This is a genomic window from Shewanella goraebulensis (genome assembly GCF_030252245.1).
In the GTDB taxonomy this organism is placed as follows: domain Bacteria; phylum Pseudomonadota; class Gammaproteobacteria; order Enterobacterales; family Shewanellaceae; genus Shewanella; species Shewanella goraebulensis.
The window spans coordinates 1,627,193-1,653,221 of sequence record NZ_CP126972.1 but is presented as its reverse complement, the minus strand read 5'-3'; the positions used below and the strand labels follow the sequence as shown (position 1 = coordinate 1,653,221).

General features: G+C 39.3%; 26 protein-coding genes. 14 read left to right on the top strand and 12 right to left on the bottom strand.

What is annotated here, in order from left to right; all coding sequences use genetic code 11:
* Window positions 1-14: 14 nt before the first annotated feature.
* From wecA to QPX86_RS06945, 3 genes are all read right to left on the bottom strand, one after another.
* Window positions 15-1,058: a UDP-N-acetylglucosamine--undecaprenyl-phosphate N-acetylglucosaminephosphotransferase gene (wecA, locus tag QPX86_RS06955; RefSeq protein ID WP_285164724.1), complete on the bottom strand. Its 1,044-nt coding sequence runs from the start codon at window positions 1,056-1,058 to the stop codon at window positions 15-17.
* A gap of 233 nt (window positions 1,059-1,291) precedes the next feature.
* Window positions 1,292-1,786, bottom strand: coding sequence for a transcription/translation regulatory transformer protein RfaH (gene rfaH / locus QPX86_RS06950; protein ID WP_285164723.1), 495 nt, complete (start codon window positions 1,784-1,786; stop codon window positions 1,292-1,294).
* A gap of 283 nt (window positions 1,787-2,069) precedes the next feature.
* Window positions 2,070-2,630, bottom strand: coding sequence for a DUF4136 domain-containing protein (locus QPX86_RS06945; RefSeq protein ID WP_285164722.1), 561 nt, complete (start codon window positions 2,628-2,630; stop codon window positions 2,070-2,072).
* A 280-nt stretch (window positions 2,631-2,910) separates the two neighbouring features.
* Here QPX86_RS06945 and yciH point away from each other — a divergent pair, with 280 nt between their 5' ends.
* The 3 genes from yciH to ruvX all read left to right on the top strand — a co-directional run bounded on the left by yciH (window position 2,911) and on the right by ruvX (window position 4,497).
* The gene (yciH, locus tag QPX86_RS06940; RefSeq protein WP_285164721.1) at window positions 2,911-3,240 is read left to right on the top strand and encodes a stress response translation initiation inhibitor YciH; all 330 of its coding nucleotides are present in this window, start codon (window positions 2,911-2,913) and stop codon (window positions 3,238-3,240) included.
* Between the two features lie 78 nt (window positions 3,241-3,318).
* Entirely contained in the window at window positions 3,319-3,879 is a 561-nt protein-coding gene (locus QPX86_RS06935; protein WP_220753524.1) for a YqgE/AlgH family protein, read from the top strand.
* 192 nt (window positions 3,880-4,071) lie between these two features.
* Window positions 4,072-4,497 (top strand): Holliday junction resolvase RuvX, encoded by a 426-nt coding sequence (ruvX, locus tag QPX86_RS06930; RefSeq protein ID WP_285164720.1) that lies wholly within the window; start codon window positions 4,072-4,074, stop codon window positions 4,495-4,497.
* Window positions 4,498-4,617: 120 nt separating this feature from the next.
* Here ruvX and hemH read toward each other — a convergent pair whose 3' ends face one another.
* From hemH to QPX86_RS06910, 4 genes are all read right to left on the bottom strand, one after another.
* On the bottom strand, window positions 4,618-5,631 hold the full coding sequence (hemH, locus tag QPX86_RS06925) for a ferrochelatase (RefSeq protein ID WP_285164719.1): 1,014 nt from the start codon (window positions 5,629-5,631) through the stop codon (window positions 4,618-4,620).
* A gap of 160 nt (window positions 5,632-5,791) precedes the next feature.
* On the bottom strand, window positions 5,792-6,337 hold the full coding sequence (locus QPX86_RS06920; protein ID WP_285164718.1) for a glutathione peroxidase: 546 nt from the start codon (window positions 6,335-6,337) through the stop codon (window positions 5,792-5,794).
* Window positions 6,338-6,798: 461 nt separating this feature from the next.
* Entirely contained in the window at window positions 6,799-7,911 is a 1,113-nt protein-coding gene (locus QPX86_RS06915; protein ID WP_220753528.1) for a PilT/PilU family type 4a pilus ATPase, read from the bottom strand.
* 11 nt (window positions 7,912-7,922) lie between these two features.
* Window positions 7,923-8,960, bottom strand: coding sequence for a type IV pilus twitching motility protein PilT (locus QPX86_RS06910; RefSeq protein WP_220753529.1), 1,038 nt, complete (start codon window positions 8,958-8,960; stop codon window positions 7,923-7,925).
* A gap of 35 nt (window positions 8,961-8,995) precedes the next feature.
* Between QPX86_RS06910 and QPX86_RS06905 the strand changes: the two genes are divergently transcribed.
* From QPX86_RS06905 to QPX86_RS06870, 8 genes are all read left to right on the top strand, one after another.
* Window positions 8,996-9,685, top strand: coding sequence for a YggS family pyridoxal phosphate-dependent enzyme (locus QPX86_RS06905; protein WP_285164717.1), 690 nt, complete (start codon window positions 8,996-8,998; stop codon window positions 9,683-9,685).
* 204 nt (window positions 9,686-9,889) lie between these two features.
* A complete protein-coding gene (gene proC / locus QPX86_RS06900) occupies window positions 9,890-10,708 on the top strand; it encodes a pyrroline-5-carboxylate reductase (RefSeq protein WP_285164716.1) in 819 nt (272 codons plus the stop codon).
* 73 nt (window positions 10,709-10,781) lie between these two features.
* Complete coding sequence (locus QPX86_RS06895) at window positions 10,782-11,330, top strand: YggT family protein (RefSeq protein ID WP_285164715.1); 549 nt, start codon at window positions 10,782-10,784, stop codon at window positions 11,328-11,330.
* Between the two features lie 335 nt (window positions 11,331-11,665).
* Entirely contained in the window at window positions 11,666-11,908 is a 243-nt protein-coding gene (locus tag QPX86_RS06890) for a DUF167 family protein (protein ID WP_285165146.1), read from the top strand.
* Window positions 11,909-12,091: 183 nt separating this feature from the next.
* Window positions 12,092-12,538 carry a DUF4426 domain-containing protein gene (locus tag QPX86_RS06885; protein ID WP_285164714.1) on the top strand — a complete coding sequence of 149 codons (447 nt, stop codon included), beginning with the start codon at window positions 12,092-12,094 and terminating at the stop codon, window positions 12,536-12,538.
* A 177-nt stretch (window positions 12,539-12,715) separates the two neighbouring features.
* Window positions 12,716-13,312, top strand: a complete 597-nt coding sequence (gene rdgB / locus QPX86_RS06880; RefSeq protein ID WP_285164713.1) for an RdgB/HAM1 family non-canonical purine NTP pyrophosphatase — start codon at window positions 12,716-12,718, stop codon at window positions 13,310-13,312.
* Window positions 13,313-13,317: 5 nt separating this feature from the next.
* Complete coding sequence (hemW, locus tag QPX86_RS06875) at window positions 13,318-14,457, top strand: radical SAM family heme chaperone HemW (RefSeq protein WP_285164712.1); 1,140 nt, start codon at window positions 13,318-13,320, stop codon at window positions 14,455-14,457.
* A 292-nt stretch (window positions 14,458-14,749) separates the two neighbouring features.
* Complete coding sequence (locus QPX86_RS06870) at window positions 14,750-16,597, top strand: DUF885 domain-containing protein (RefSeq protein WP_285164711.1); 1,848 nt, start codon at window positions 14,750-14,752, stop codon at window positions 16,595-16,597.
* A gap of 707 nt (window positions 16,598-17,304) precedes the next feature.
* Here QPX86_RS06870 and QPX86_RS06865 read toward each other — a convergent pair.
* The 5 genes from QPX86_RS06865 to trmB form a co-directional block, all read right to left on the bottom strand.
* Window positions 17,305-18,246, bottom strand: coding sequence for a LysR family transcriptional regulator (locus QPX86_RS06865; protein WP_220753537.1), 942 nt, complete (start codon window positions 18,244-18,246; stop codon window positions 17,305-17,307).
* Window positions 18,247-18,785: 539 nt separating this feature from the next.
* On the bottom strand, window positions 18,786-19,613 hold the full coding sequence (locus QPX86_RS06860) for a YggN family protein (RefSeq protein ID WP_285164710.1): 828 nt from the start codon (window positions 19,611-19,613) through the stop codon (window positions 18,786-18,788).
* 353 nt (window positions 19,614-19,966) lie between these two features.
* On the bottom strand, window positions 19,967-20,881 hold the full coding sequence (gene glsB, locus QPX86_RS06855) for a glutaminase B (protein ID WP_220753539.1): 915 nt from the start codon (window positions 20,879-20,881) through the stop codon (window positions 19,967-19,969).
* A gap of 8 nt (window positions 20,882-20,889) precedes the next feature.
* Window positions 20,890-21,216: a 50S ribosome-binding protein YggL gene (locus QPX86_RS06850; RefSeq protein WP_220753540.1), complete on the bottom strand. Its 327-nt coding sequence runs from the start codon at window positions 21,214-21,216 to the stop codon at window positions 20,890-20,892.
* A 62-nt stretch (window positions 21,217-21,278) separates the two neighbouring features.
* On the bottom strand, window positions 21,279-21,995 hold the full coding sequence (trmB, locus tag QPX86_RS06845; protein WP_220753541.1) for a tRNA (guanosine(46)-N7)-methyltransferase TrmB: 717 nt from the start codon (window positions 21,993-21,995) through the stop codon (window positions 21,279-21,281).
* Between the two features lie 296 nt (window positions 21,996-22,291).
* Between trmB and mutY the strand changes: the two genes are divergently transcribed.
* From mutY to QPX86_RS06830, 3 genes are all read left to right on the top strand, one after another.
* Entirely contained in the window at window positions 22,292-23,389 is a 1,098-nt protein-coding gene (gene mutY, locus QPX86_RS06840) for an A/G-specific adenine glycosylase (protein ID WP_285164709.1), read from the top strand.
* A gap of 20 nt (window positions 23,390-23,409) precedes the next feature.
* A complete protein-coding gene (locus QPX86_RS06835) occupies window positions 23,410-23,688 on the top strand; it encodes an oxidative damage protection protein (protein ID WP_220753543.1) in 279 nt (92 codons plus the stop codon).
* Between the two features lie 334 nt (window positions 23,689-24,022).
* Window positions 24,023-25,825, top strand: coding sequence for an aryl-sulfate sulfotransferase (locus tag QPX86_RS06830; protein WP_285164708.1), 1,803 nt, complete (start codon window positions 24,023-24,025; stop codon window positions 25,823-25,825).
* The last annotated feature ends 204 nt before the right edge of the window (window positions 25,826-26,029 follow it).

The window sequence follows — 26,029 nt, the reverse complement described above, 5'->3', positions numbered from 1 at the left end:
TAGGCTTAATAATATTAGCGACTTTTTAGCTTTTTTAAAATTTTCCAAATATTTTGTAACGTCCAATTATAACTAATAAAAATGGTTATAAAGACAGCAAACATAACCCATTCGCTTACTTGCATAATTTCAGACCAGCAGCCCACAACAGCAAAAACAACACTAATGGCAGAAATAAAAAATAAGGTTTGCTTTCTGCTCAAGCCCGCACGCTCAAAAATATGATGCAAATGTTCTCTATCTGCCTTAAAGGGAGAATGTCCCTTTTTAATTCGTCTATACATAATAGCTGCCATATCCATCAAAGGAATCGCCATCAAATATAGTGCTGTGACAGGTCTAAACGCTTGGTTACTTGAAGAGTCTGTGCCGATTACCATTAGCCAAACAATGGTAAGCCCTATAAACATATTGCCGGCATCTCCCATGAACACTTTGGTGAGAGAACGGTGCCAACCTAAATTAAACATCAAGTAGGCCAGTAATGCAGCAATAAACAAAATAGGCAATAATACCCAATCACTGCCTGCTCTATTGAGTAAAAAAGCTAAACTCACGAAAGTAATTAAACTAACAGACCCAGCTAGACCATCAATACCATCCATCATATTGATAGCATTAATGCCGCCAATAATCGCTATGACAGTAAACAAGGTTCCGAAAAGCCCTAGATATACTTCAAAGGGCCCAAGAATGCCTCCTAGAGAAGTAAAGTACTGTTCGGTGCCAAATATCATTAATGATGCAACGATGACTTGCGAAACCAATCTTACTTTTACACTTAAATCATAACGGTCATCTAAGCCACCAAGAAACAACACAAGTGCCGCCGCAACGAGGTATAAATTTAACTCTTTGCTATGTTCGATAAAAATCATTGAAGCAGTCAGAATTGAGATATAAATACCAATTCCACCGACTAATGGAATTGCACCAACATGCATTTTTCTGCTATTTGGAAAGTCGACTAACCCCGCCTTAACAGCAATAGGTTTACTCAATCGAATTGTAATAAATGAAATCAAAAAACTACTTAAAAGAGGGAGAAAATAATCCATTATTCAGTCTCTACCATATAATTAAAAAAAATTTAAACACGCTACCGCCCATAGATTACGGCTTCCATATTGCCCTTTGAATACTCAAAATTCCTAATTTATTTGAAGCAGACACTTTTTAGCTAAGTTACACGTTCGGTACAATGTTCGTTAAACTCATTTAAAATACTACCTATCAATACTAATTTTAAACTTCGAAAGCTACATTATATCTCAGTAATGTAGCTTTCTGACTAACTAACCTTACGTAAAGAGTCACTGTTTATATTCAGTCTTTTTTGTTGTCCCATTATGCTGAGTAATACAAAACATCTTTTTTCAGTATTTTTTTCTTCGAAAATAGCCTCTAGATCAACAAATGGTCCTTCGGTAAACGTTACTTTATCGCCAGCTTGTAAACCTTGAGTAATATCTGGTTTATGCCGCATAACTCTATTCTTAATACTTTGAATAATTCTTTCATCAATTGCAGTCATGTTCTCACCACAACCAATAATCCTTGAAGCACCACGAGTCGAGTGAATGCGACTAACGCTCACTTCAGTTGGATCAAAATAAATAAACAGGTAACAAGGGAACAAAGGGACTTCGAAAAGCTTGGTTTTTCCTTGAGAGGTTTTCTCTTCTTGAACAATGGGTAAATAACTTTCAATTTGTTGCATGGCTAAATTTTGTTGAGCACGTCGTTCATTACGCGGCTTACAATATAACAAATACCATGACTTCATCTTTGATTACTCTTATATCATCCAGTGGTGACTTCCGTTATCACCAATTTATTAATTTTAGCAAAGCTATTTTTGTAAAGAAATGGCTTTTAGAGTTTATGCCCCTATTTGATGAAAATTGATACAAATGCATGGTTAAAAACTCAATAAAACTTCAAGATACATCATTACTTTAGAATACAAAACAAAAAACCACCTCATAAGTAAGGTGGTTTTAAAGTAGTAATTACTAACTTACAAGTTTACCAGCACAAAGCTGCTGCTTTTAACAACGAAACTAATATTACTTAGTTTCTGGCTTTGGCGGAAAGTTCATCATCACTTCACCAATTGCGTGGTTAATGATTTCAACACGTTCTTCAGGAGTGTTTTGGTCGCGAATGGTATCTGCAACACTGCCACGCCATACTAAATTGCCGCTCTCTTTATCAACTAAGTCGACAATCAAAGTTCCTACTTCGTATTCGCGTACTGTGGTTTGTGTGTTCATCCCTGCTCCACCCCAGCCACGACGACCGTAATATGGGTAGTAGCCGTAGCTTGTATTGAAGGTATCTACATTAATTTTCTTATCAACCTTGGTTAGATAGTTAACTAATAAGTCAGCTTGTTCAGCATCTACTTGCGACAAACCTTTTTGGGTTAGCTGCGAATTAACCGCATCTCTAACACGTTGGTCCATCAATCCATCTAAATGGTAAGTACTATCTTCGTTTTTCTTTTCTACCCAAGCGAAACTTTTGTACTGTTCAAACGAAACAGCTGGATCGTAGTCACTACTTGTTTTTAATGAACTACAGGCACTTAATGCTAAAACTGCGGCTGCAACTAAAAGCTTTTTCATATTAACTCCAAACGGTAACTAGCAAACAAGTTGTTTTTATTTACTATTTAATGATTCTATCTCGATTAATATTCAGCTTACCTAGGTAAGTCTTAATCATCAACTGATAATATAAACAAAATGTGTCTCACTATTAGAAGTTAGCTCAGCTTTTTTACTATGTATTACCCAGTAATGATGTCTTTTCAATTCATCGCCTTATAAGTTAGCCATTATCAGCCTTTAGCGCTGTGATTTAGTTTGCTAGACTATTGATAACACTTTCTTACTTTGTTGTTTTATGAGAATTGATCCGAATATATCCTTAGTTTATAGCACCGATGGCGGTAAAATTGACCAGCCTAAAGCTGAAGCAGTCATCCCTGAAGGTGATGGTATCGTCAGGATTCACAAAGACAGTAAAGGCCGAAAAGGCAAAGGCGTCAGTGTGATAAAAGGCTTAGGCTTAGCCCCTAAGGAACTAAAAGCCCTTGCGCAAAAGCTTAAAAAACAATGCGGCTGCGGCGGAACAGTAAAAGACTTCGACATTGAAGTTCAAACAGATGATAGAGAAAAGATTAAAGTACTTTTAGAAAAACAAAAATATACCGTAAAGCTCGCTGGCGGATAATCTGCACTTTATTGATGCATCAAACGTATACCTTGCTATTAACAGCATCCAATTTACGTATTAGCACAAGGATTTATTATGGATAGCTTACAAGGTCATTTATTAATTGCTATGCCCTCATTAGAAGATACCTTCTTTGAGCGTTCTGTTATCTATATCTGTGAACATAACGATAAAGGCGCTATGGGCGTTATGATCAACCGTGCGACCAATATTGTTATTGACGAGTTACTTGATCAAATTGGCTTAACCAATGAGTCTGAATTAAGTTTAGACCTTGAAGGCCCAGTGTTACTTGGCGGCCCAGTAGATACTGACCGCGGTTTTGTGCTGCACACACCGCAAGAGCAATGGGTTAATAGTGAGTCTATAAGTGACTTTTGTATGCTAACCACTTCTCGTGACGTGCTTAACTCATTAGGAACCAAAGAATCACCAAAACAGTTTGTGGTAGCACTGGGTTACTCGGGTTGGAGTAAAGATCAACTTGAACAAGAATTAGCTGATAATACCTGGTTAACGATACCCGCTACATCTGAGTTATTATTTGGCCAAGATATTGATGAACTCTGGACTGAAGCGACCAAAAGGCTAGGGTTTGATATTTGGCAAATTTCTTCCCAAGTCGGTCATTCCTGATCTCGTTATTACTGCCCAGCTCTTTTTAAGCTAGTCTTTTTAAAGCTAGTTTTTGTCGAGTTAGTCACTATTGATACGATTCACTTTTAGTTGACCTTTGTCACTTCAGTTGTAAGTGTCTAAAAAGATAATGTTCACGTTAACTAAGTCATATCCAAATGCCTTTTATGAAGGCTTTTAAGGTAAAAATTAATGCAATCCAAAACCGTTTTAGGGTTTGATTTTGGCACAAAAAGTATTGGTGTCGCAGTTGGACAAGAAGTTACTGCCAGCGCCGCGCCAGTTTCAGCAATTAAAGCCAATGATGGTATTCCTAATTGGGATGAAATCGAAGCTGTAATAAAAGAATGGCAACCCGATCTGGTCGTCGTTGGTCTTCCGCTTAATATGGATGGTACAGAGCAAGAAATGACTCAACGAGCCAGAAAGTTCGCGAATCGTATAAGTGGCCGCTTTGGGGTTAAAGTCGCAACCCAAGATGAGAGACTGACGACCACAGATGCAAAAGCTCGACTTTTCGAGCTAGGTGGTTATAAGAAACTCACTAAAGGCCAAGTGGATGCGGTGTCAGCTGTGTTAATTATCGAAAGCTATTTCGAAAATCAATTTGCTGATTAAATTGGCCAATATATTAAGTTTTGAGTATAAAAAAGGAGTCCTTGAGACTCCTTTTTTATTGGCTAGCTTTTGCTAGCTGAACTTTTACTCGCCAAACTATTGCTATCCGAGCAATAGACCTTATAAATAAGGTTTAACTAAATTTGCCATCATATTGATATGAGCATCATTATCGTTCAAGCACTCAATATAGCGAAACTTCTTGCCACCAGCTTGTTCAAACACTTCTCGGTTCTCACCTTTAATTTCTTCCAGTGTTTCTAGGCAATCTGCACTAAACGCGGGACAAATGACGGCGATATCATTAATACCCTCACCTGGTAACGCTTCCATAGTGGCATCAGTATACGGCTGCAACCATTTAGCTTTACCAAAACGAGATTGGAATGTCATCACGTATTCTTTTTCATCTAAACCGAGTTTCTCAACCACTAATCGCGTGGTTTTAACACAGAAACAATAATATGGGTCGCCCAAGTGTAAGTTACGCTCTGGCATACCATGGTATGACAAAACCAGTTTTTCAGGTTTACCATTAGCATCAAAGTCAGCCTGAATTGATTGGGCTAATGCATCGATGAATGTAGGATCGTCATGATAGGTATTAATAAAATGCAGTGCTGGAATGTAACGCCACTTACACAACTCTTTTGCTATTGCATCAAAGGCAGATGCTGTCGTTGGCGCTGCGTATTGAGGATACAAAGGCAAAACAACGATTCTATCTATGCCATCCTTGTGCATTGCTTGCAGCACTGAGGGCGTTGATGGATTGCCATAACGCATTGCTAAATGAACAGATGCGTCTACGTCATTTTCAGCAAATAACGTTGCCAACTTGCTTTGTTGACGCAAGCTGATATCCATTAATGGTGAACCATCTTTAGTCCATACTTCTTTGTATAAGGCAGCTGATTTCGCTGGTCGAACACGCAAGATGATGCCATGAAGAATACACATCCAAACTAGCTTCGGAATTTCAACAACCCTAGGGTCAGCCAAGAACTCAGCCAAATATCGTCTTACTGCAGAAGGTGTTGGCTCATCAGGGGTACCTAAGTTCATTAATAACACGCCTGTTTTACCGCGTGTCTTATGGCCGTCTTCTTTACTTAAACCAGAAAATTTATACAAAACTGTCTCCGAAAAGTTTAATCATCGAATGAGAATACAAACTCACTCCAATCTTAAAGTCTGTCACGCGCTAAAACTATCATTGGCTTTTATCACAAATATTAAGCCACTGCCTAAGTGATTAGATTGTAAACAATTAGTTTTATGAACGATGGATAATTTATAGCACAGACTCTATCGCTTTTTTCAGTTCTTCGCTATCCGGTTTTACTCGAGAGTTGAATTGCTGCACACTTTCACCATCTGCACTGACTAAGTACTTGTAAAAGTTCCATTTCGGGGCTGCTGTTTTATCGCCTAAGTACGCAAATACAGAGTTAACATCACTGCCACGAACCGCAGATGTTGACACCATAGTAAAAGTCACCCCGTAATTAACAAAACAAACATCAGCGGTTTTCGCTTCGTCATCTTCTTCTTGAAAGAAATCATCTGATGGAAAACCAATCACCACTAGATCATCTTCATATTCTTTGTGCAATGCTTCTAACGCTTCAAATTGTGGTGTAAAACCACAATTACTCGCAGTGTTAACAATCAGTACGGGCTTACCATTAGTGACTTCACACAAGTCTACTACTTCGTCTGAATGTAGTTTTCTTGCTTCTACATTGAGGTAATCAGGGCAGCTATTTGCGATAGCTGTTGACGGCAATAGAGCGTTACTTAAAGTAAGTAATCCAGCAGTTAGTAGAAGCTTTTTCATATTGATTCCTTTCGACTTAATTCATGTTAAATGAGTATCGAGTTATTGTGTTTTTGTCACTTAAGTTATTAAACTGATTATACGTTGTTCTAATAAAAGCAGATCATCAATTATGTAAATAATCGATTCGTTTTTCTATTTAATCTCACTCGGTTTAAATATGAATAAGTGAGATGCAAATTTAAGATATTCAATCGCAGCCAATCAAAATGGAATTTTCGCTGAAAACAACACGAATTTACGCGACAAACTAACACGTCAATAGCGTGACTAATGCTAGTGAATTCATCACGGTTAGCGGTTCAAAGGGCTGATTAATATACACTTCTTATCTAGAGTAAATTTCAGATAAGTCACGAAAAACTTGAGTAAAGATTATTTAATGCACAAGCATAAAAAAAACCAAAGTGCTGCCACTTTGGTTTTTTTAAATCTTTCAGCTTACTAATTTACAAACCCAATTAGCCTAAATCTAATGTCACGCCATCCATTAAACCTGAACCACTGGTTTCATTATTTTGAAGCTTAATCATTAGACGTAAGTCATTCGGAGAATCAGCATGATGCAATGCATCTGCATAGGTAATTTCTTTTTCCAAATATAAATCTAATAATGCTTGATCAAAGGTCTGCATGCCTTGTTCGCGTGATTTACTCATCGTTTCTTTGAGTAAGTGCAATTCATTTTTCGCTATTAAGCTGGCTACACGAGGGGTATTAATGAGTACTTCAATCGCCGCACGACGACCTGAACCATCGGATTTAGGCACTAATTGCTGCGCGACAATACCGCGTAAGTTAAGTGACAAATCAAATAATAACTGGTTATGTTTACTTTCAGGTACTAAATGCATAATACGATCTAATGCTTGGTTAGCGTTGTTAGCATGAAGTGTTGCCATACATAAATGACCAGTTTCAGCAAAAGATAACGCAAACTCCATGGTCTCTTGAGTTCGAATCTCACCAATCAAAATAACATCTGGCGCTTGACGCAGCGAGCTTTTAAGTGCCGCATCAAATGAGTCGGTATCAATACCAACTTCGCGCTGAGTAATAATGCTTTTACGGTGGTTATGAACAAATTCCACAGGGTCTTCAATGGTTAAAATATGCCCACGCGCGTGCGCATTACGATAACCGACTAAAGATGCCAATGATGTAGATTTACCCGTACCCGTACCACCGACCATGATAATAAGACCGCGCTTACTCATCACCAAATCTTTCAAAATTGGAGGTAGTTTTAAATCTTCTACTTCAGGAATTTTGGTTTCAATACGACGCATTACGCAACCAGGAGATTCACGCTGCCAAAAGGCACTGACACGAAAACGGCCTAACTCTTTTGCTGCAAATGCAAAATTACATTCTCGAGTGTCATGAAACTCTTGTTTTTGAACATCAGTCATTAGCGATTCAACAAAATCTAACGACTGTTCAGGGTTAAAGCTAGACTCAGAAAGCGGTCTTAATTCACCATCAATTTTTGCACTCGGCGGAAAGCCCGCTGTAACAAATAAATCAGAGGCTTTACGGTCAACCATGACCTTTAAAAAAGGACGTACATCCATTCAATTACCCCTTAAAAGTTAGCTTGCTTATTTGAACTCTTAGACATTGCATCGTCACGAGTGATTAAGCCACGATTCACTAAGTTCTGTAAGCATTGCTCAAGTGTTTGCATACCATGAGCCATACCCGTTTGAATAGCTGAATACATTTGCGCGACTTTATCTTCACGAATAAGGTTACGAATTGCCGGGGTTCCCATCATGATTTCATGGGCTGCAACTCGGCCGCCGCCCACTTTTTTGATTAAGGTTTGTGAAATAACAGCCTGTAATGATTCAGATAACATGGTGCGCACCATGTCTTTCTCACCTGCTGGGAATACATCTACAATACGGTCGACGGTTTTTGCCGCTGAGGTGGTATGCAAAGTACCAAATACTAAGTGACCCGTTTCTGCAGCTGTCATTGCTAATCGAATGGTTTCAAGGTCACGCATCTCACCGACAAGAATAACATCGGGATCTTCACGAAGCGCGCTTCGAAGCGCCGCATCAAACCCATGAGTATGCTTATGTACTTCACGTTGGTTAACCAAACATTGTTTATTTTGATGCACGAATTCTATCGGGTCTTCAATGGTTAGAATATGGTCGTGTCGCTCGTTATTGATGTAATCAACCATCGCAGCTAGTGTTGTCGACTTACCCGAGCCAGTAGGACCTGTTACCAACACAAGGCCACGCGGGAAACTTGAGATAGTTTTAAAGATTTCTGGAGCGCCAAGTTGCTCTAATGATAAAATCTCACTAGGAATCGTACGGAAAACCGCACCAGCACCACGTGACTGATTGAAAGCATTCACACGGAAACGAGCAAGGTTAGGTACTTCGAACGAGAAATCGATTTCTAAGTGTTCTTCGAAGTCTTTACGCTGTTTATCGTTCATGATGTCATACACTAAACCGTGTACGGCCTGATGATCTAATGCTGGTAAATTAATTTTTCTTACTTCACCATCTACACGGATCATTGGCGAAACGCCTGCTGAAAGATGTAGATCCGAGGCATTGTGCTTTACACTAAAGGCAAGTAACTCAGTTATTTCCATGGTCAATGACATCCATTTAAACAAATAAAAACAATATGACAACAATAGCAGACCGAATATCAATCGCCCAGAGCCAAATTGCACAAGCGGCGCAAAATTGTTCACGTAACAGTGAAGAAGTCACTTTACTTGCAGTAAGTAAAACTAAACCCATCAGCGATATCATCGAAGCCTATCAAGCGGGTCAGCGCTGTTTTGGAGAGAATTATGTGCAAGAAGGTGAAGAGAAAGTCATTGCGCTGAAGCAGGATTACAATGATATTGAATGGCATTTTATCGGACCATTACAATCTAACAAATCACGTATTATTGCTGAACACTTTGATTGGATGCATACCCTTAGCCGTGACAAAATTGCTAAGCGACTGAATGAGCAACGACCTAAAGATAAGTCCCCTTTAAAGGTTTGTATTCAAGTCAACATCAGTAACGAAGCCAGTAAATCAGGCGTAAGCCCTGAAGAGGTCAATAAACTTGCACAAATAATTGCTGAGTTACCTCATCTTACCTTGCGCGGCTTAATGGCCATTCCAACCGCAACTGAAGATGTAAACTTACAAAGCCGAGAATTTGCTCAACTTGAAAACTTATACCTTGAACTTAAACTGCAATACCCTAGTGTAGACACACTCTCGATGGGCATGAGCAGCGACTTAGCTATTGCTATTGAACACGGTTCAACCATGGTAAGAATTGGTACGGGAATTTTTGGTTCAAGAGCTTAAGATTTTAAAGCCTGAGTTACTCATATTCTTTCACTCAGGCTTACGCTCTTTTATCAAATACTGGCTAGGTTTTTAAGCTGTTATTCATGAAGGATAATTTATAATGCCAGCCTTGTAATGAGCCATAAAAGCCCAAATATAACCTTTAATAATAACTCCTACACGTACTCAACGAGTACATAAAATTAAAAGTGATTTAACCTTATGACTCAAGCAAAAGTATGTTTTATCGGTGCAGGCAACATGCCGCGAGCTATCATTAGCGGTTTAGTGACCAATGGGTACCCTGCCGATAAAGTTCACGCAACGAATCCGAGTGTCGGCAAGTTAGATGCACTCAAAGCAGATTTTGGCATTCAAGTTTCTCATGACAATGTAGCCGCAGCAGATGATGCAGACGTGATAGTACTCAGCGTAAAACCGCAGCTCATGCAAATGGTGTGTGAGCAACTAAGTCATTTAGATTTATCCAATAAGTTATTAGTTACTATCGCTGCAGGCATTCCTGCAGCTCGTTATCAAGATTACTTTAAGCAGCCAATTAAACTTATTCGCACTATGCCAAATACACCGACTCAAATTGGTGTGGGTATGACTGGATTATTTGCTGACGATTCAATTTCAGCTGAGCATAAACTAATTTGTGAAACCCTCATGAAAACTGGTGGCGAAGTTGTTTGGGTAAAAACTGAAGACGAGCTTAATCAAGTTATCGCGTTAGCTGGCAGCTCACCTGCTTATTTCTTCTTGTTTATAGAGTCAATGATCCAACACGGCATTAAAACAGGGCTTGATGAGCAAACGGCTCGAGCTTTAGCACAACAAGCTGCATTAGGTGCTGCGCAAATGGTCGTGCAAAATCCTCAGCTATCATTAGAAAAGTTACGTACCAATGTTATGTCTAAAGGTGGCACCACTGCTCGCGCAGTTGAGACTCTTGAAGAAGGCGATTTACGTGGGTTAGTTGACCAAGCAATGACGAACTGCATAAAACGAGCAGAAGAAATGGCAAAAACATTTTAAAACTATACTGATTCAGCGACACTGTCATAATTAATGACATGTTTTACGCACCAACCAAACAAGGCACTTAATAATGAATGCAATGCACTTTCTCGTTACCACGATATTTGACCTGTACCTTATGGTGGTAATTTTACGTTTTTGGCTTCAACTCGCTAGGGCTGACTTCTACAACCCATTTAGCCAGTTTGTAGTAAAAGCAACACAACCAATCATTGCGCCAATGCGCCGTGTATTGCCGTCAATAGGTGTGATTGATACTGCATCAATTGTGCTTGCAATCATTGTGGTCATGGTTAAATTCCTTGCTTTAACGTTAATCGTAGACTTTAAACTAGATGCGGTTTCGTTAATCATCTTGTCACTGGTATCAGTACTTAAAGAAGCGGGTGTACTGCTGTTTTGGGTGTTAATCATCCGCGCATTACTCAGCTGGTTTAATCAAGGGCACAACCCAATTGTGATGGTAATGGATCAGTTAACCGAGCCATTTTTACGTCCGGTACGTAAGATTTTACCGCCAATGGGTGGCCTAGATTTATCAGTAATGCTGGTATTAATTGCAATGAACTTCATCAACATCTTATTTGCTCAGTACATTCCATTTTGGAGTGCGGTTTAACCCTCAGTACTGGGATTTACCAGAATGAGCGGTATCATTCAGCAGCAGAACGATCTGTTGCTGAATTTATATATCCAGCCTAGTGTCTGTTTATCTTTGCAGGTAAGATTTTTGTTTGAGACAAAAGCGATTTAATCGAGGCGAGTGAATGGCAGCCTAGTCACCTAAGCAAAGTTCGCTCAACAATGAGTAAAACGCTTTTGGCCTAACCCTCCGGGCAGAGTTTGTTGACCATTTTATACTACGTTGTCGGCTATTTATGTAGTATGACTACATTACAAAGCCTCTGCCTTGATAAACTGGCCAACAATTCGCTGCAAAAACAACCTTGAAAGATTCAACAGGCCCTAAGCAGCCGAGATAAGATTTTTGGCATGCATGGTGACGAGTTTAAAATAGCCATTACCGCACCGCCAGTCGATGGCAAAGCTAATAGCCTCTTAGTTAAATATTTATCAAAAGCATTTAAAGTCACTAACGCGGATGTTGTTATCTTAAAAGGCATGCAAGGACGTCATAAACAAGTCAAAATATCCATGCCTAAACACATTCCTACTGAAGTGTCCCGCTTACTGTAAATCAATTACTGTAAACCCATTAGCTGTATACTAATTACTGTAAACTAGAGAATTCAAAGTTAACTCATTAAACTTGTTTAGTTTTGTATAAAATTAAGGTGAGTTTGATTAAAATTCCCTATACTTAACCCTACACTCCATTAGTGAATCACCTCTTGCAAGAGTCGATCAAGGATCCTGATTATGTTTCGCACTATCATTTTAAATTTGTTACTTGTTGTAGGACTTTCATTTGGACTAACAAGTACAGCTCAAGCAGAGCAAAAACAGCAAGTGGGCAATTTTGATATCCATTACATGGCATTGAGCAGCACGTTTATTACGCCTAGCATTGCCAAAACCTACGGTATTGAACGAAGCAATTATAATGGCATCGTAAATATTGCAGTATTAGATACAAGTAAAGAAGGTAACCCGCCTGTAGCGATTGAAATCTCAGGGGTGGCGAACAACTTACTTGATGCAAGAATTACCTTAGATTTTAAAGAGATTCGAGAAGGCAAAGCAATTTACTATATTGCACAAGTCCCCTATCGAGATGACCAAGAGATTAACTTCAACATCGCGGTTAAACACGGAAATCAACTCAATACCTCGCTTAAATTTAAGCAAAAATTCTATGTGGAATAGTAATAACCGCGCCGAATAAAATATGCTATAAAGCCAATTCTATTAAGATTTGGCTTTATTTTTAGCAGTTCATAAACCATCACCGATTATCGCCTATTGATGCTATCTATCATCTTATCGCTTAGGTATCATTAGCCAAATTTTCAAGTACCATTTTTCATCCACTAAGGTATTCCCATGCAACAAATTGTATTAGCCAGCGGTAACAAAGGTAAGCTTAAAGAGTTCGACCAAATGTTGTCACAATTTAATATTCAAGTATTACCGCAAAACCAATTCAATGTGCCTGAAGTGGCTGAAACTGGCACTACATTTATAGAAAATGCGATTATCAAGGCAAGGCATACAGCTGAAATTACTGGTAAAGCAGCTATAGCTGATGACTCAGGTTTAGAAGTCGATGCGCTTCAAGGTGCACCAGGTATTTACTCTGCTCGTTATGGCGGTGAAGACGCTAGTGAGAAAGACCGTTACCTTAAACTGCTTAACGCTCTTGAAGGACAAACTAATCGCAGTGCTCGTTTTCAATGTGTATTGGTTTATATGCGCCATGCAAAAGATCCGACTCCTATTGTGTGCCAAGCAGCTTGGGAAGGTAAAATTGGTACAACGCCACAGGGTGAGCAAGGCCACGGTTACGACCCCGTATTCATTCCACAGGGCTTTAATTGCTCAGCTGCAGAACTTAGCAGTGAGCAAAAAAATCAGTTAAGCCATCGTGGTTTAGCGCTTAACTTGTTAGCTGATGCTTTAAAAGCAAAAGGGATTATTTAGTCACTATGTTAACCCTGCCACCCCTTAGTCTTTATATTCACATACCTTGGTGTGTTCAAAAATGTCCATATTGTGATTTTAACTCTCATGGACAGCAAGGCGAGCTGCCTCAAGAGCAATATGTCGAAGCCTTACTGCAAGATTTACATAATGACTTGGCTTATGTTCAAAATCGCAAATTACACAGTATTTTCATTGGTGGTGGAACCCCTTCTCTATTTGAAGCCAAACAAATAAAGCGAATTCTTGATGGCGCAAGAGATACGATTGGGTTTGAACAAGATATTGAAATCACCATGGAGGCTAATCCTGGAACGTTAGAGCATGACGACTTTGCAGCTTACCAAGCTGCGGGGGTGACTCGTTTATCCATTGGAGTGCAAAGTTTCTCAAAAGATAAACTCAATCTACTTGGGCGTATCCATGACGAGAATGAAGCTGTTACAGCCGCCAATAGCGCTTCAAAGGCAGGTTATAACAGCTTTAATTTAGACTTAATGCATGGACTACCAAATCAAAGCTTCGATGAAGCAATGGCTGATATCGATACCGCTGCGGAATTAATGCCGCCGCACATGTCTTGGTATCAACTCACTATTGAGCCCAATACGCTTTTTCACTCAAAACCGCCACAATTACCTGACGATGAAAACCTTTGGCATATTTATGAACAAGGGCAAAAAAAATTAGCGGCATTGGGCTATGAGCAATATGAGATATCAGCGTATGCAAAACCTGGGTTTCAATGTCGTCATAACCTCAATTATTGGCAATTCGGTGATTACTTGGGCATTGGCTGCGGTGCTCACGGAAAAATTACTCAACCAGAACAAAATGTCATAACGCGAACAGTTAAGATTAAGCACCCTAAAGGTTACTTAAATACTCAAGATTACACCTTTGAAACCTCTGAGGTATTACCTGAAGACCGAGCGCTTGAATATTTAATGAATCGTTTACGTCTCATGACGCCAATTCCAAAAGCTGAGTTTGAGCAGCGCACAGGTTTATCAGCTGATGTACTAGCTGAAGGAATGAAAAAATCTATCTCAAGAGGCTTGTTGACTGAGTCAGAGAACCACTGGCAGTTAACATCAAAAGGCCACATGTTCGTCAATGATTTATTGTCTCAGTTCATCGAGTAATGATTGACTAGGAATATTTACTCCTATTCTAATCCTTAAGAGCCACGCTCTTTTAACAGTTATATTTAAGCCATTACTCTATCTGAGTCGTGGCTTTTTATTACCTAAAGATCAGCGCATTCCGTTACAAGTAATCAATTAGCTTTTACTGACTAGCTTTGCCCTTCGCTTCAGCAACAATTAATACACAATTGCTAACATTTCACTTTACCTTTTTTTATCTCGCTCTATTAGGATATCAATCAATATTTTTAACAAGATTTTTAATTTCACCCTGCAAACGGAATCAAGTATGCGACTAAAAACTAAAACGACATTAATAGCCGTAGCGTTATCAAGCTTATTATCAACTTCTGTTATCGCTCATAGTTCACATGGACAAATGACAGAAACCACAACTGAAGCAAGTCAAAAAGCCACCACTGAATCAGAAAAAGCCAATGAATTATTTGAGAACATTTTCATGGAAAATGTTATGGCAAGCCCAATTTCGCAAACCTACATGCGTATCAAAACTGATTACGACAAATGGGGTGACTTTAGTGAAAAAGCTGAAGATGAAGATTTAGCACGCGCTAAGAAGCACCTAAAGCAACTTGAATCTATTGATGTTAGTAAGTTAGATGTGCAAACCGCATTAAGCTACAAGCTAATGAAGCAAGGTTTAGAACAAGATATTGCTGATGACAAATGGCGTCACCACACTTATCCAGTAAATCAAATGTACGGTAGCCATACTTTTATTGCGACATTCTTAATTAACCAACACCAAGTTTCGAGTGTTAGTGATGCAGAAGCTTACATTAGTCGTTTAAATGGCGTTAAGCTTGCCAGTAAGCAACTTGTAGATGGATTAAAACTGCGCGCTGATAAAGGTATTATTGCACCTAAGTTTGTGTTCCCTTATGTCATATCTGACAGCCAAAATATCATCACCGGCGCACCTTTTAGTGACACTGAAGAAAAAAGCACTCTTTGGGCCGATATCAATAAAAAAGTCGCTGCGTTAGATGCCCCACAAGCAAAGAAAGATGAACTTCTTGCTGATGCAAAAAAAGCATTAATCAACAGCGTACAACCAGCATATAACGATCTAATCGCTTACCTAAACGAGCTTGAGAAAAAAGCCGATACCCGTGACGGTGTATGGAAATTACCAGAAGGTGATGATTTCTTTAACATGCGTTTAAGCCGTGTCACCACAACGGACATGAGCTCCGAAACTATTCACAAATTAGGTCTATCAGAAGTGGCACGTATTCATGATGAAATGCGTGACATCATGAAGAAAGTGAAGTTTGAAGGTAATTTACAAGAATTCATGGCATTTATGCGTGATGACGAGCAGTTTTACTACCCTGCAACTGATGCAGGTAAAACTCGATATATGACTGAAGCCAAAGACTTAATTGACAACATGGAGTCTCGTCTTGATGAAGTATTCAACATCAAGCCAAAAGCGCAGCTTATTGTTAAACAAGTCGAAGCATTCCGTGAAAAGTCAGCTGGTAAAGCGTTCTACGATGCCCCTGCACCTGATGGATCACGCCCTGGTACTTACTACGCTAACCTTTATGACATGAAAGCCATGCCTACATACCAAATGGAAGCGTTAGCATACCATGAGGGTATTCCGGGTCATCATATGCAAATTGCCATTGCACAAGAGCTTGAAGGTATTCCTAAGTTCCGTAAATATGGCGGCTATACCGCTTATATTGAAGGTTGGGGCTTATACACTGAATACTTCCCTAAAGAGATGGGCTTGTATGCCGATCCTTACTCTGACTTTGGTCGTTTAGCGATGGAGTTATGGCGCGCTTGTCGCTTAGTAGTTGATACTGGTATTCATTCTGAAAAGTGGACCCGTGAGCAAGGTATTCAATACTACGTTGATAATACCCCAAATGCTGAATCTGACGCTGTGAAAATGGTTGAGCGTCATATTGTCATGCCAGGTCAAGCAACCGCTTATAAAGTCGGTATGATTAAGATTCTAGAATTACGTGAAGATGCTAAAAAGCAATTAGGTGATAAGTTTGATATTCGCCAGTTCCACACGCTTATATTAGAAAACGGCCCACTGCCTTTAGATGTTTTAGAGGATAAAGTCACTGAATGGGTTAACGCGACTAAATAATCAAAATTAAGTTATCCCAGTTAATTTATAGCTGTTAAGTGATTTCATATCTCTAAGATTAAAAAAGCCACTGTAACCAGTGGCTTTTTTGTATCTACTTAAAGGTGTTCGCCAATGCTAATTGTCATCGTGGCACTAACAAAACATAAGCAGATATCGTTCATATCAAACGTATATTCTGGGTAGGAATAGAGGGGGAAAAACTAAATTGGAACCATTGCAATTTAAGCCATAGTCCATAAGCAAAGATCTGAAATCAACAAACAATTCGATACGGCGGTTTTTTATTTGAGATAAAAATAACCCCAGAACAGTGTCTGGGGTAAACCAATATAAACTAGGATGATGGTTTCAAAGCCGGCATTGTTCTAGTTTTAAAACCGTTGCCAGCAGTGATTCAAAATTTGCGAAGTTGCTGGTTTGCACATTTTGATGAAAAGGGGTCATTTCTCAACAAGATGCGTGACTCAAACCATTCCGAATCAACTGAAATCTATTGTATTGATTTCAGAACATAGTTCAAGATGCATTTCATTGATTGTTTTTATTCTAAGACAAACTCAGCCTGAACAATTTTCAACCACAAACAATTAACCCTTTGTATTAATTAAACAAATAAAAAAACCGCATATATAAATGCGGTTTTGTTTTAAAATTTGAACAATGTTTCCATATATTCTTACGTATTTAACGACATACAGTGGTAATTATTTACGCAATTTGTATAAATGGTCATATTTAGTATCCCAATATGGAGTACTACCAATATGCCCTTTAATGAAGTCAATGAACGAACTCACTTTGGGTGCAAGATGCTTACGGCGAGGGTAAACCGCTTGAAGCGGCAAGTTATTGGTTAACTGCCAATCCGGCAACAAGGGAACTAAAGTTCCTTGTTCGATTTCATCTTCCATCAAGTAACTGGCTAGATACGCAATACCCAGTCCACTAACAGCTGCTGATTTCAGCGCTGGTGCATTATCGACACGGAAGTTACCTGATACACCAATTTCGCAGTAGTCTTCGCCTTTCTTAAACTGCCACATGCTGTGTTCATGCCATTCGCCTTGATACACAAGACAGTTATGATCTACTAGCTGCTCAGGACGTGAAATAGTGCCATTTTGGGCAATATATTCAGGCGATGCCGCAAGTAAAAATTGACACTTCATCAATGGACGAGCCACCATGCCTAGAGGCAATTGCTCAGACATAGTTAATAATAAATCTAAGCCTTCACTTACTACATCAACTTTATGATCAAGTAAGCTTACTTGTAGCTCAAGTTCAGGGTGCTTAGCCATAAACTCAGGTAAAGCTGGAATGATGTGCATAGTACCGAAAGACTGGGAAATACCCACTTTCAATACACCGCGAGTGGCATCATTTAAGTTATGAACACTTGCGACAGCTTGTTCAGCATCGCGAAGCAACTCTTCACCTTGAATATAAAGCAAGTTACCTGCTTCTGTCAGACTCAAACTACGCGTAGTACGTTGAATAAGTTGAACCCCAAGTTTATGTTCAAGATCAGCGACCTGAGTACTTACTTTCGACTTAGATATACTCAATCTTCTGGCTGCGGCGCTAAAACTTCCTGCGCGGGCAACATGAGTAAAAATAGCAATAGGTTCTAACAGTTCTAACATGGGAGTCGCCTTAAGCTGTTTACGACATTAAAAATAGTTTTTGGAATGCCAATCACTGTAACCTCCTCGAAACAAAACCGAACAAGATTTAAGCGATATAACGGTGCAAAAATGAATGCACTATTTACCAAAAAAGAAATTAAATTGTGATAGTCCGTTATCCTGTATAACCAATCAAAACTAAAACAATAAGTTAATCAAATTAGCTATGCAGTTTTATAATTTTATGGAGTATACCAAAAAAATCACAAATGGCTCTATATTTATAATATACAATTTTTTTATCAGAACAAATCATTAGTTATTCATAAATACAGTTGAATTAGGATTTTAAGGGCATTAAAAACGAAAAAGCCCCTGCATATAGATACAGGGGAAGGTCAGGTGCATTTTGACAATGCTAGAAATTGAACAATCGAGATAATGAGTTTAGTAATAATAAATAGGGGGTTACTTTTACTAAACTAATACCATTACCTGTTAGCTTTAGACTCAAAAACAATCATTGAGCTCAATTCAACTAAATTTACTAAGACCACTTATTCGTAACGGTTATCAAGTGTTGCTAATTCGAACGAAGAAAGCTCAGGGATTGACTGACGAACTTCAGATTCTAGAACCATAAGCTCCTCAAAGTCAGCACAGATTTTTTCGGCCTTTTCTTCAATAGCTTGCGATTGGTCGGCAATTTGAAGCTCAATATCTTCACCTACTTTTTCCATTTTGGTAGAAAATGCTTCAATCTTCTCTTCGAAACTTCCACCTTCTGATGACATCATTTCAGCGCCAATTGCCATCATGAAACTGCCCATCGAATTAGCTATCATCGCTTCCATTTCTTTTTCAAAGTCTTCATTAAATGCGTCTTCAATTGAAGACTCAGTAGCACCTAAATAAAACTTGTCGCCTTGCTGATAAGCCGCTTCATCTACTCGAGATTGAATACCTGTTAGTAATTCATCTAACTTGGCGCCTGTTGCGTCACCAAAGATTGGAGTTAAGGCTAAACTAACGGCGTCAGTGGCAAGCACCACCACTTCATTTACTAGGTCAATAATTTCTGGAACTTGTTGAGATAACTCTTCTGAATAGTCGTTTAACAGTTTGCTTTGCTTACTGTCTAATTTGATCTTACTACCTTCAACATACAGCTCGCCCATCTCAACTCGATATAACTCTTCGCCCTTTTCGCTAATAAGCAGTTTTTTGGGTTCGACGGTTACGTCATAGTTTAAAGTGACATTACATTCTTCATCATCGATAGACAGCTTTGCCATAGCAGGTGACATAGCACCTGCTGTAAAAATAAGCCCTGACAAAGCAATACCTTTAATCAATCCGCTGGTGAAATTAGTTTGAGTTTTCATTAGCTCTTCCTTAGCTGTTAATAAAGCCAGTCATTAATGTATAGACTGAATTTTTAATTTGGTTATCAATTGTGTTCTTTGTAAAACTTACACTAGATAAAGCACAGATCGCGCCAACAATGAAAAAGCCTTTTATTTCAGTAAATAAGTAGGATTAATCCTAAATAGAGAACAGTATAAAATTAAAAAGTTAACCGACTATGAGTGAAATAAACAACAAAGTGGTGTATTTCACTCATTGGTAATATTCTGAAAAGAAGAGTTTAAAAACTGGAGAGACTGAACGACTAACTGAGTTGCTTACGTTAGTTGCTCACATTAGAAACTTGCTGGGCTACTAATAAAGCAAGCGGTTAAAAAATCGAACGACCTAAAGACTGTGATAAATACTCAAGCATACGAGTACCAGCCAAAGAGTTGCCATTTTGGTCTAGCTCAGGAGACCACACACAAATAGACATATCACCTGGTATTACCGCAATAATACCGCCACCTACTCCACTTTTTCCTGGCATACCAACTCGATAAGCAAACTCACCAGCACCATCATATAAGCCAGAAGTAGCCAATAATGCATTCAACTGTCTGGTTTGAACTGGCGTGATTAATTGCTCATTTTGCAGTGTCTTACCACGATTAGCTAAATAGAACATTGCCTTTGATAAATCAGCGCAATTCATCTTCAACGAGCAGTAGTGAAAATAGCTTTTTAATACCGTATCGACATTGCCATTAAAATTACCAAATGATTTCATCAGGTATGCAATGGATGCGTTTCTGGCACTAAATTTAAACTCTGAATTCGCCACATTTTTGTCAAAACATATATGTGAATTACCACTGAGTTTTCTAACCTCTTCAAGCATGCGGTGCTTAGGCGCACTTTGCCTTGCCTGAATTAGATCAGCAATCACTAACGCGCCAGCATTGATAAAGGGATTACGAGGAATACCGCGCTCTAACTCAACTTGAACTAGCGAGTTAAAAGACTGACCAGATGGTTCTTTGCCCACTCTGCTCCAAATTTCGTCATCACTATATAGGCTAAGCGCTAGCGTAAGGCTGAAAACCTTAGAAATACTTTGAATTGAAAATGGCTCTAGGTAATCACCAGCGCCCATGGTTTGACCATCAGCGGTAGTAACAGCAATCGCAATTTTATTAGGATCGACATTTCCAAGTGCTGGAATGTAGTTTGCGACCTTCCCAGAACCAATAAGTGGCCGAACTTTGTCGACCACTTCTTCAAGCAATATCTGCTCAGGCATTGGCTGAATTAGCCCCACCAGATGTCATATAATGCACTGACTTCAAGTTCAGAAACTTTCTTTGCTTCCCAAAATGCTTTAACAGCAGCAACATCTTCTTCGGTACATTTACCAATTTGCTGTGTAGCAATGATGCCTTCCCACATTTTGTGGCCACCACCGTGGAAACCTAAGTTACGAGGCTCGATAACTTGATCGATAAACTCATCAACAGTTTTATCAATGTCTTCTTCAGAGATTGACTCTTCAAAAGTCCAGACCACATCAAAACCAAGTTCTTGGAACTCATCAACGCGTAATTTTTTACGTAAACGGCGAGTACGATTCTTAGCCATGTTTATATCCTAGTTTGTATTATCGTTTAAAAATTATTATGTAAAATCAACAGTAAACTATCTTAGCTTACTCTTTCAAACATTAAATCCCAAACGCCATGGCCTAAACGGTGACCACGTGCTTCAAATTTTGTTAATGGGCGATGTTCAGGGCGTTCAACCACTGTATTGGTTTCAGATTGGTTTTTATAACCTTCTGCACCAGACATCACTTCAAGCATATGTTCACTGTAGTTTTCCCAGTCTGTTGCCATATGGAAAACACCACCAATTTTAAGCTTACGACGAATAAGTTCAGCAAATTCAGCTTGGACGATACGACGTTTATGATGACGCTTTTTATGCCATGGATCTGGGAAGAACAATTGCACACGACTCAGTGAACCATCTGCAATGCTGTTTTCAAGCACTTCCATTGCATCATGGTGATAAACACGTAGGTTAGTCACTTCCGCTTTACCTGCATCAACAAGACAAGCACCAACACCCGGCTTATGAACTTCAATACCAATATAATTTAATTCTGGGGCAGCTTGCGCCATTTCAACTAATGAAGCGCCCATACCAAAGCCGATTTCTAATACAGTGTCAGCCTCACGATTAAATACTTCAGTAAGATTAATCGCCTCAGGAGTGTAATCTAATCCCATCGTTGGCCAGTATGATTCAATTGCTTGAGCTTGGCCTTTTGTTAGGCGTCCTTCTCTCAATACAAAGCTTCTAATCTTACGAATATATTTACCATCTTCGTTAAATTCAGCGGTAGTCACGTCGCTCATGTTTGCCTCATCAATTGGGTGCTTTATAAAAGTGACCCAATGTTTCACTTCAAATTCATAAAATAGTCGGTAAGTATATCGCAAATTCAGCCTGACTAAAGTAGTTAACACAACTTGAAGTAAAGTTTGTTGCGCATATTTACTTTTTTTACTCCAAGATGAATGTATTTAACTCAATACCTGTTTTAAATCAGATTAAATTATCCATTTATTTAGCATGTAATTCTTAAACGTAAATAGCGCAGCCACAATATAGCTGACTTGTTAATCCCCCCCTTGCCATATACACTGCGCCAATGAAAAAAGTTAACTCCTTTTCCGAGCGTATCGTCGCTTGGTACGATGTTCATGGCCGCAAAACATTACCTTGGCAAATGAATAAAACCCCATATAGAGTATGGGTTTCTGAGATCATGCTGCAACAAACACAAGTAGCAACCGTCATCCCTTATTATGAAAAATTCATGGCAAGCTTTCCATCCATCGAAGTCTTAGCAAATGCGAGTGAAGATGATGTTCTGCACCATTGGACTGGGCTAGGTTATTACGCCCGCGCCAGAAACCTACATAAAGCAGCCAAAGCAGTGTGTGAGCAACATAAGGGACAATTTCCTGAATCTTTAGATGAAGTGATTGCATTACCAGGTATTGGCCGTTCAACTGCTGGCGCAATACTGTCACTAGCACTTGGACAACATCATTCCATATTAGATGGCAACGTTAAGCGAGTGCTTGCAAGACATGATGCAATTGAAGGCTGGCCGGGGCAGAAACTTGTTGAGCAAAAGTTATGGACACTAACTGATTCCCTAACGCCAAAAGCCAATGTCCGCAAGTTTAACCAGGCAATGATGGATATCGGCTCTGCCGTTTGCACTCGCAGTAAACCACGTTGCGATGAATGCCCCGTTGCTATTGACTGTAAAGCGCAACTTGCTGGCAGACAATCTGAATTCCCTGGTAAAAAACCTAAAAAGACTATTCCAACAAAGTCTGCTTGGATGTTAGTCGTCAAACAAGATGGTCAAGTTGTATTAAATAAACGACCACCAGCGGGCATTTGGGGCGGGCTTTGGTGTTTCCCTCAGTTTGAAACTGAAGCTGAGCTACATGCCCATGTTTCATCAGAGTTTAACGATAAGAAAATAACACACACAGAAACTGAATGGCTCGCAGGCTTTAGGCATACCTTCAGCCATTTCCACTTAGACATTCAGCCAATGTTGATTGATATTGAATCAACACAAGATTTAGCAGAATTTGAAACCAGTGTAATGGAACAAAACCAGACTCTCTGGTATAACATACATCATCCAGCTAAAGTCGGATTAGCCGCAGCAACCGAGCGGATTTTATCTCACTTAGTCGCACTTTCAGCAGCAGATCCTATTTAGGGTCCCGTTAAGGAAACATCATGGCTCGTAATGTTAATTGCGCATATTTAAATAAAGAAGCACCAGGTTTAGATTTTCAACTTTACCCAGGTGAAGTTGGCAAGCGAATTTTTGATACTATTAGTAAAGAAGCTTGGGGACTTTGGCAGAAAAAGCAAACCATGCTAATTAATGAAAATAAACTCAACATGATGAATGTTGATGACCGAAAATTTCTTGAAGAGCAAATGGTTAACTTTTTATTTGAAGGTAAAGACGTAGAAATTGAAGGTTACGTCCCACCTGCAGAAGACGAATAAAAGTAAAACAAAGCATGAGTTAATATTCAACCTGACTCAGCTTCTCTTGAATAGCTCGTATCATCGTTATATCGCCTAACTTTATTTAGTGCAGATTATTGATGACGGGCTATTTTTGTATCCTGAAAGCATACATCTGATAGCTGCCTTGCCTAAAGATAACATCTGATTATTTAAGTTAAACATTCAAAAAGTTCCCGAATTTTGACAGATATTTCATATTCGTGACTCTTCTTAAAAATCAGAAATATAGTCAGTTCTTTGTTAGCTAAGCAACAATAATAAAAAAAGATAACGATTATACTCATCGCAATTGTTTCAACAGAGAATACTGATGATTAAGCCACTCATTTACACCATATTGGCAGTAAGCCTTAGTGTATCAATCCCTATGGTTAGTGCAGATCCACTTGGAATGAAACCCTTTCCGATACCTGATGCACCTTTAGGCTACCTAGTTCATAACCCTTATGAAAACGCACCACTAACAGCATTAGTCACTTTAGATGGCCACACAATTTCAAATGTTGAAGTAACTGTTCATGCCAAAGACGACACAGGTGTAAGCATTCACTATCAAGTTGATGATATGCGCGTAATGAGTGAAGGTGGCGTCCCGATTTTTGGCCTATACCCTGCTCTCATGAATCACTTCACGGTTAATTGGACAGAAAATGGCAAGCAACATAGCCATGATTACCAAATGCTAACCCCTGACATCGACATGGGCTTTTCAGAAAGCCAATGGGCTAAAGCGCCCCTTGTCGAAGTTAAGCATGTTGATGCCGACTTTACAGACCGCCTATATTTTCTAAACTGGACGAATCCGGACGGTAAAACTGGCCAGCTTGCCCATAATAACCCTGATGCACCGGGGGCATTTTCTTGGGATGGTAAGCCTGGATTTTTTATCATAGATACTGCTGGTGATATCCGCTGGTATTTAAACCCTTACACCACCCACGATTCAAAATCTTTTGATAATGCGGGTTACGCCATGGGGATGAACGTCACCGAAGATGGCAACATGGTTTGGGTGCAAGGCCAAGGCTGGAAAAAGATGTCTCTGATGGGCAGAATGATTTCTGAGCATAGCCTGCCCGGTAATTTTATTGATGCATCACATGAAGGTATTGAAGGCGCAAACGGCAATATCTTTATTCGCGCAGCTGCCAAAGATTATCGCCGCCCAGATGGTAAGTTAGTTAACACCATCCGTGACCAAATTATCGAAGTCGATACTACAGGAAAACTTGTTGATTACTGGGACTTAAATAGCATTTTAGATCCTATGCGCGATGACGCCTTGTTGTCGCTGGATGCTGGCGCTGTATGCCTTAATATCAATGCAGCACAAGCTGGACACCAAACAACCTTAGAAGACTTACAAAATGCTCCTTATGGCGACATCCATGGTGTCGAAACAGGCCGTAATTGGATCCATGTAAACTCCATTGACTATGATGCCACTGACGACAGTATTATCATCAGTTCACGTCACCAATCCGCCGTAATTAAAATTGGTCGTGACAAGCAAGTGAAATGGATTTTAAGCCCATCACAAGGCTGGTCTGAAAAGTTTACCGATAAACTGCTAACACCAGTAGATAATAAAGGTAACAAGCTAAACTGTAATGAAAAAGGCCTTTGTCGCGGCACTGACTTTGATTTCTCTTACACCTCACACACTGCGTATTTAGTGCCTGAAAAAGGTACCTTAACCGTTTTTGATAATGGTGATGGCCGTCATTTAGGTCAACCAATGTTTGCTAGCGAAAAGTATTCTCGCTCAGTCGAATACAAAATTGATGAGCAAAACCTAACGGTGCAACAAGTGTGGGAATACGGTAAAGATGAGCTGGGTTATGAAGGCTATTCTCCAGTCACCTCTATTGTTAAGTATCAACAAGACAAAGACAGCATGATGAGCTATTTTGCTTCTGCAGGCTTGTTCGGGTTAGGTGGTGGCTACGGTAACCTTAAAATGGATGACACCACAGGCAAAGTGCAGTCAATTTTAGTTGAACATCGTTATGGCGAATCCAAACCTGCTGTGCGGATTAATATTAATAGCCACGATATGTTTGCTACAGGCTATCGCGCTCAAGTTATCCGCCTGCAAGAAATGCTCAAGTAAATACTTTAATTAAACACGGCTAAAAGTTTTACAAAACGCCCCACAGAGCAATTTGCGGGGCTTTTTATTGGCTAAAGTTTAGCTTTCTTTCTAGTTTCTACTCTTCAATAAACCTGTTTCAAATTGAATCATAATTAAATTAATACTGGTCAAAAAATGATTAATCATTTACATTCTAACAACAATGTAAGCGCTTACACTAAT

Bases quoted from the DNA above. Each gene is read 5' to 3' on its own strand.
- rdgB (WP_285164713.1), top strand. From the start codon at position 12,716: ATGCAACAAATTGTATTAGCCAGCGGTAACAAAGGTAAGCTTAAAGAG.
- yciH (WP_285164721.1), top strand. From the start codon at position 2,911: ATGAGAATTGATCCGAATATATCCTTAGTTTATAGCACCGATGGCGGT.
- QPX86_RS06860 (WP_285164710.1), bottom strand. From the start codon at position 19,613: ATGAAAACTCAAACTAATTTCACCAGCGGATTGATTAAAGGTATTGCT.
- QPX86_RS06830 (WP_285164708.1), top strand. From the start codon at position 24,023: ATGATTAAGCCACTCATTTACACCATATTGGCAGTAAGCCTTAGTGTA.
- mutY (WP_285164709.1), top strand. From the start codon at position 22,292: ATGAAAAAAGTTAACTCCTTTTCCGAGCGTATCGTCGCTTGGTACGAT.
- QPX86_RS06885 (WP_285164714.1), top strand. From the start codon at position 12,092: ATGTTTCGCACTATCATTTTAAATTTGTTACTTGTTGTAGGACTTTCA.
- QPX86_RS06945 (WP_285164722.1), bottom strand. From the start codon at position 2,630: ATGAAAAAGCTTTTAGTTGCAGCCGCAGTTTTAGCATTAAGTGCCTGT.
- QPX86_RS06865 (WP_220753537.1), bottom strand. From the start codon at position 18,246: ATGTTAGAACTGTTAGAACCTATTGCTATTTTTACTCATGTTGCCCGC.
- QPX86_RS06850 (WP_220753540.1), bottom strand. From the start codon at position 21,216: ATGGCTAAGAATCGTACTCGCCGTTTACGTAAAAAATTACGCGTTGAT.
- QPX86_RS06910 (WP_220753529.1), bottom strand. From the start codon at position 8,960: ATGGAAATAACTGAGTTACTTGCCTTTAGTGTAAAGCACAATGCCTCG.
- QPX86_RS06895 (WP_285164715.1), top strand. From the start codon at position 10,782: ATGAATGCAATGCACTTTCTCGTTACCACGATATTTGACCTGTACCTT.
- QPX86_RS06870 (WP_285164711.1), top strand. From the start codon at position 14,750: ATGCGACTAAAAACTAAAACGACATTAATAGCCGTAGCGTTATCAAGC.
- QPX86_RS06935 (WP_220753524.1), top strand. From the start codon at position 3,319: ATGGATAGCTTACAAGGTCATTTATTAATTGCTATGCCCTCATTAGAA.
- glsB (WP_220753539.1), bottom strand. From the start codon at position 20,881: ATGCCTGAGCAGATATTGCTTGAAGAAGTGGTCGACAAAGTTCGGCCA.
- QPX86_RS06920 (WP_285164718.1), bottom strand. From the start codon at position 6,337: ATGAAAAAGCTTCTACTAACTGCTGGATTACTTACTTTAAGTAACGCT.
- wecA (WP_285164724.1), bottom strand. From the start codon at position 1,058: ATGGATTATTTTCTCCCTCTTTTAAGTAGTTTTTTGATTTCATTTATT.
- QPX86_RS06835 (WP_220753543.1), top strand. From the start codon at position 23,410: ATGGCTCGTAATGTTAATTGCGCATATTTAAATAAAGAAGCACCAGGT.
- QPX86_RS06905 (WP_285164717.1), top strand. From the start codon at position 8,996: ATGACAACAATAGCAGACCGAATATCAATCGCCCAGAGCCAAATTGCA.
- hemW (WP_285164712.1), top strand. From the start codon at position 13,318: ATGTTAACCCTGCCACCCCTTAGTCTTTATATTCACATACCTTGGTGT.
- rfaH (WP_285164723.1), bottom strand. From the start codon at position 1,786: ATGAAGTCATGGTATTTGTTATATTGTAAGCCGCGTAATGAACGACGT.
- trmB (WP_220753541.1), bottom strand. From the start codon at position 21,995: ATGAGCGACGTGACTACCGCTGAATTTAACGAAGATGGTAAATATATT.
- proC (WP_285164716.1), top strand. From the start codon at position 9,890: ATGACTCAAGCAAAAGTATGTTTTATCGGTGCAGGCAACATGCCGCGA.
- QPX86_RS06915 (WP_220753528.1), bottom strand. From the start codon at position 7,911: ATGGATGTACGTCCTTTTTTAAAGGTCATGGTTGACCGTAAAGCCTCT.
- ruvX (WP_285164720.1), top strand. From the start codon at position 4,072: ATGCAATCCAAAACCGTTTTAGGGTTTGATTTTGGCACAAAAAGTATT.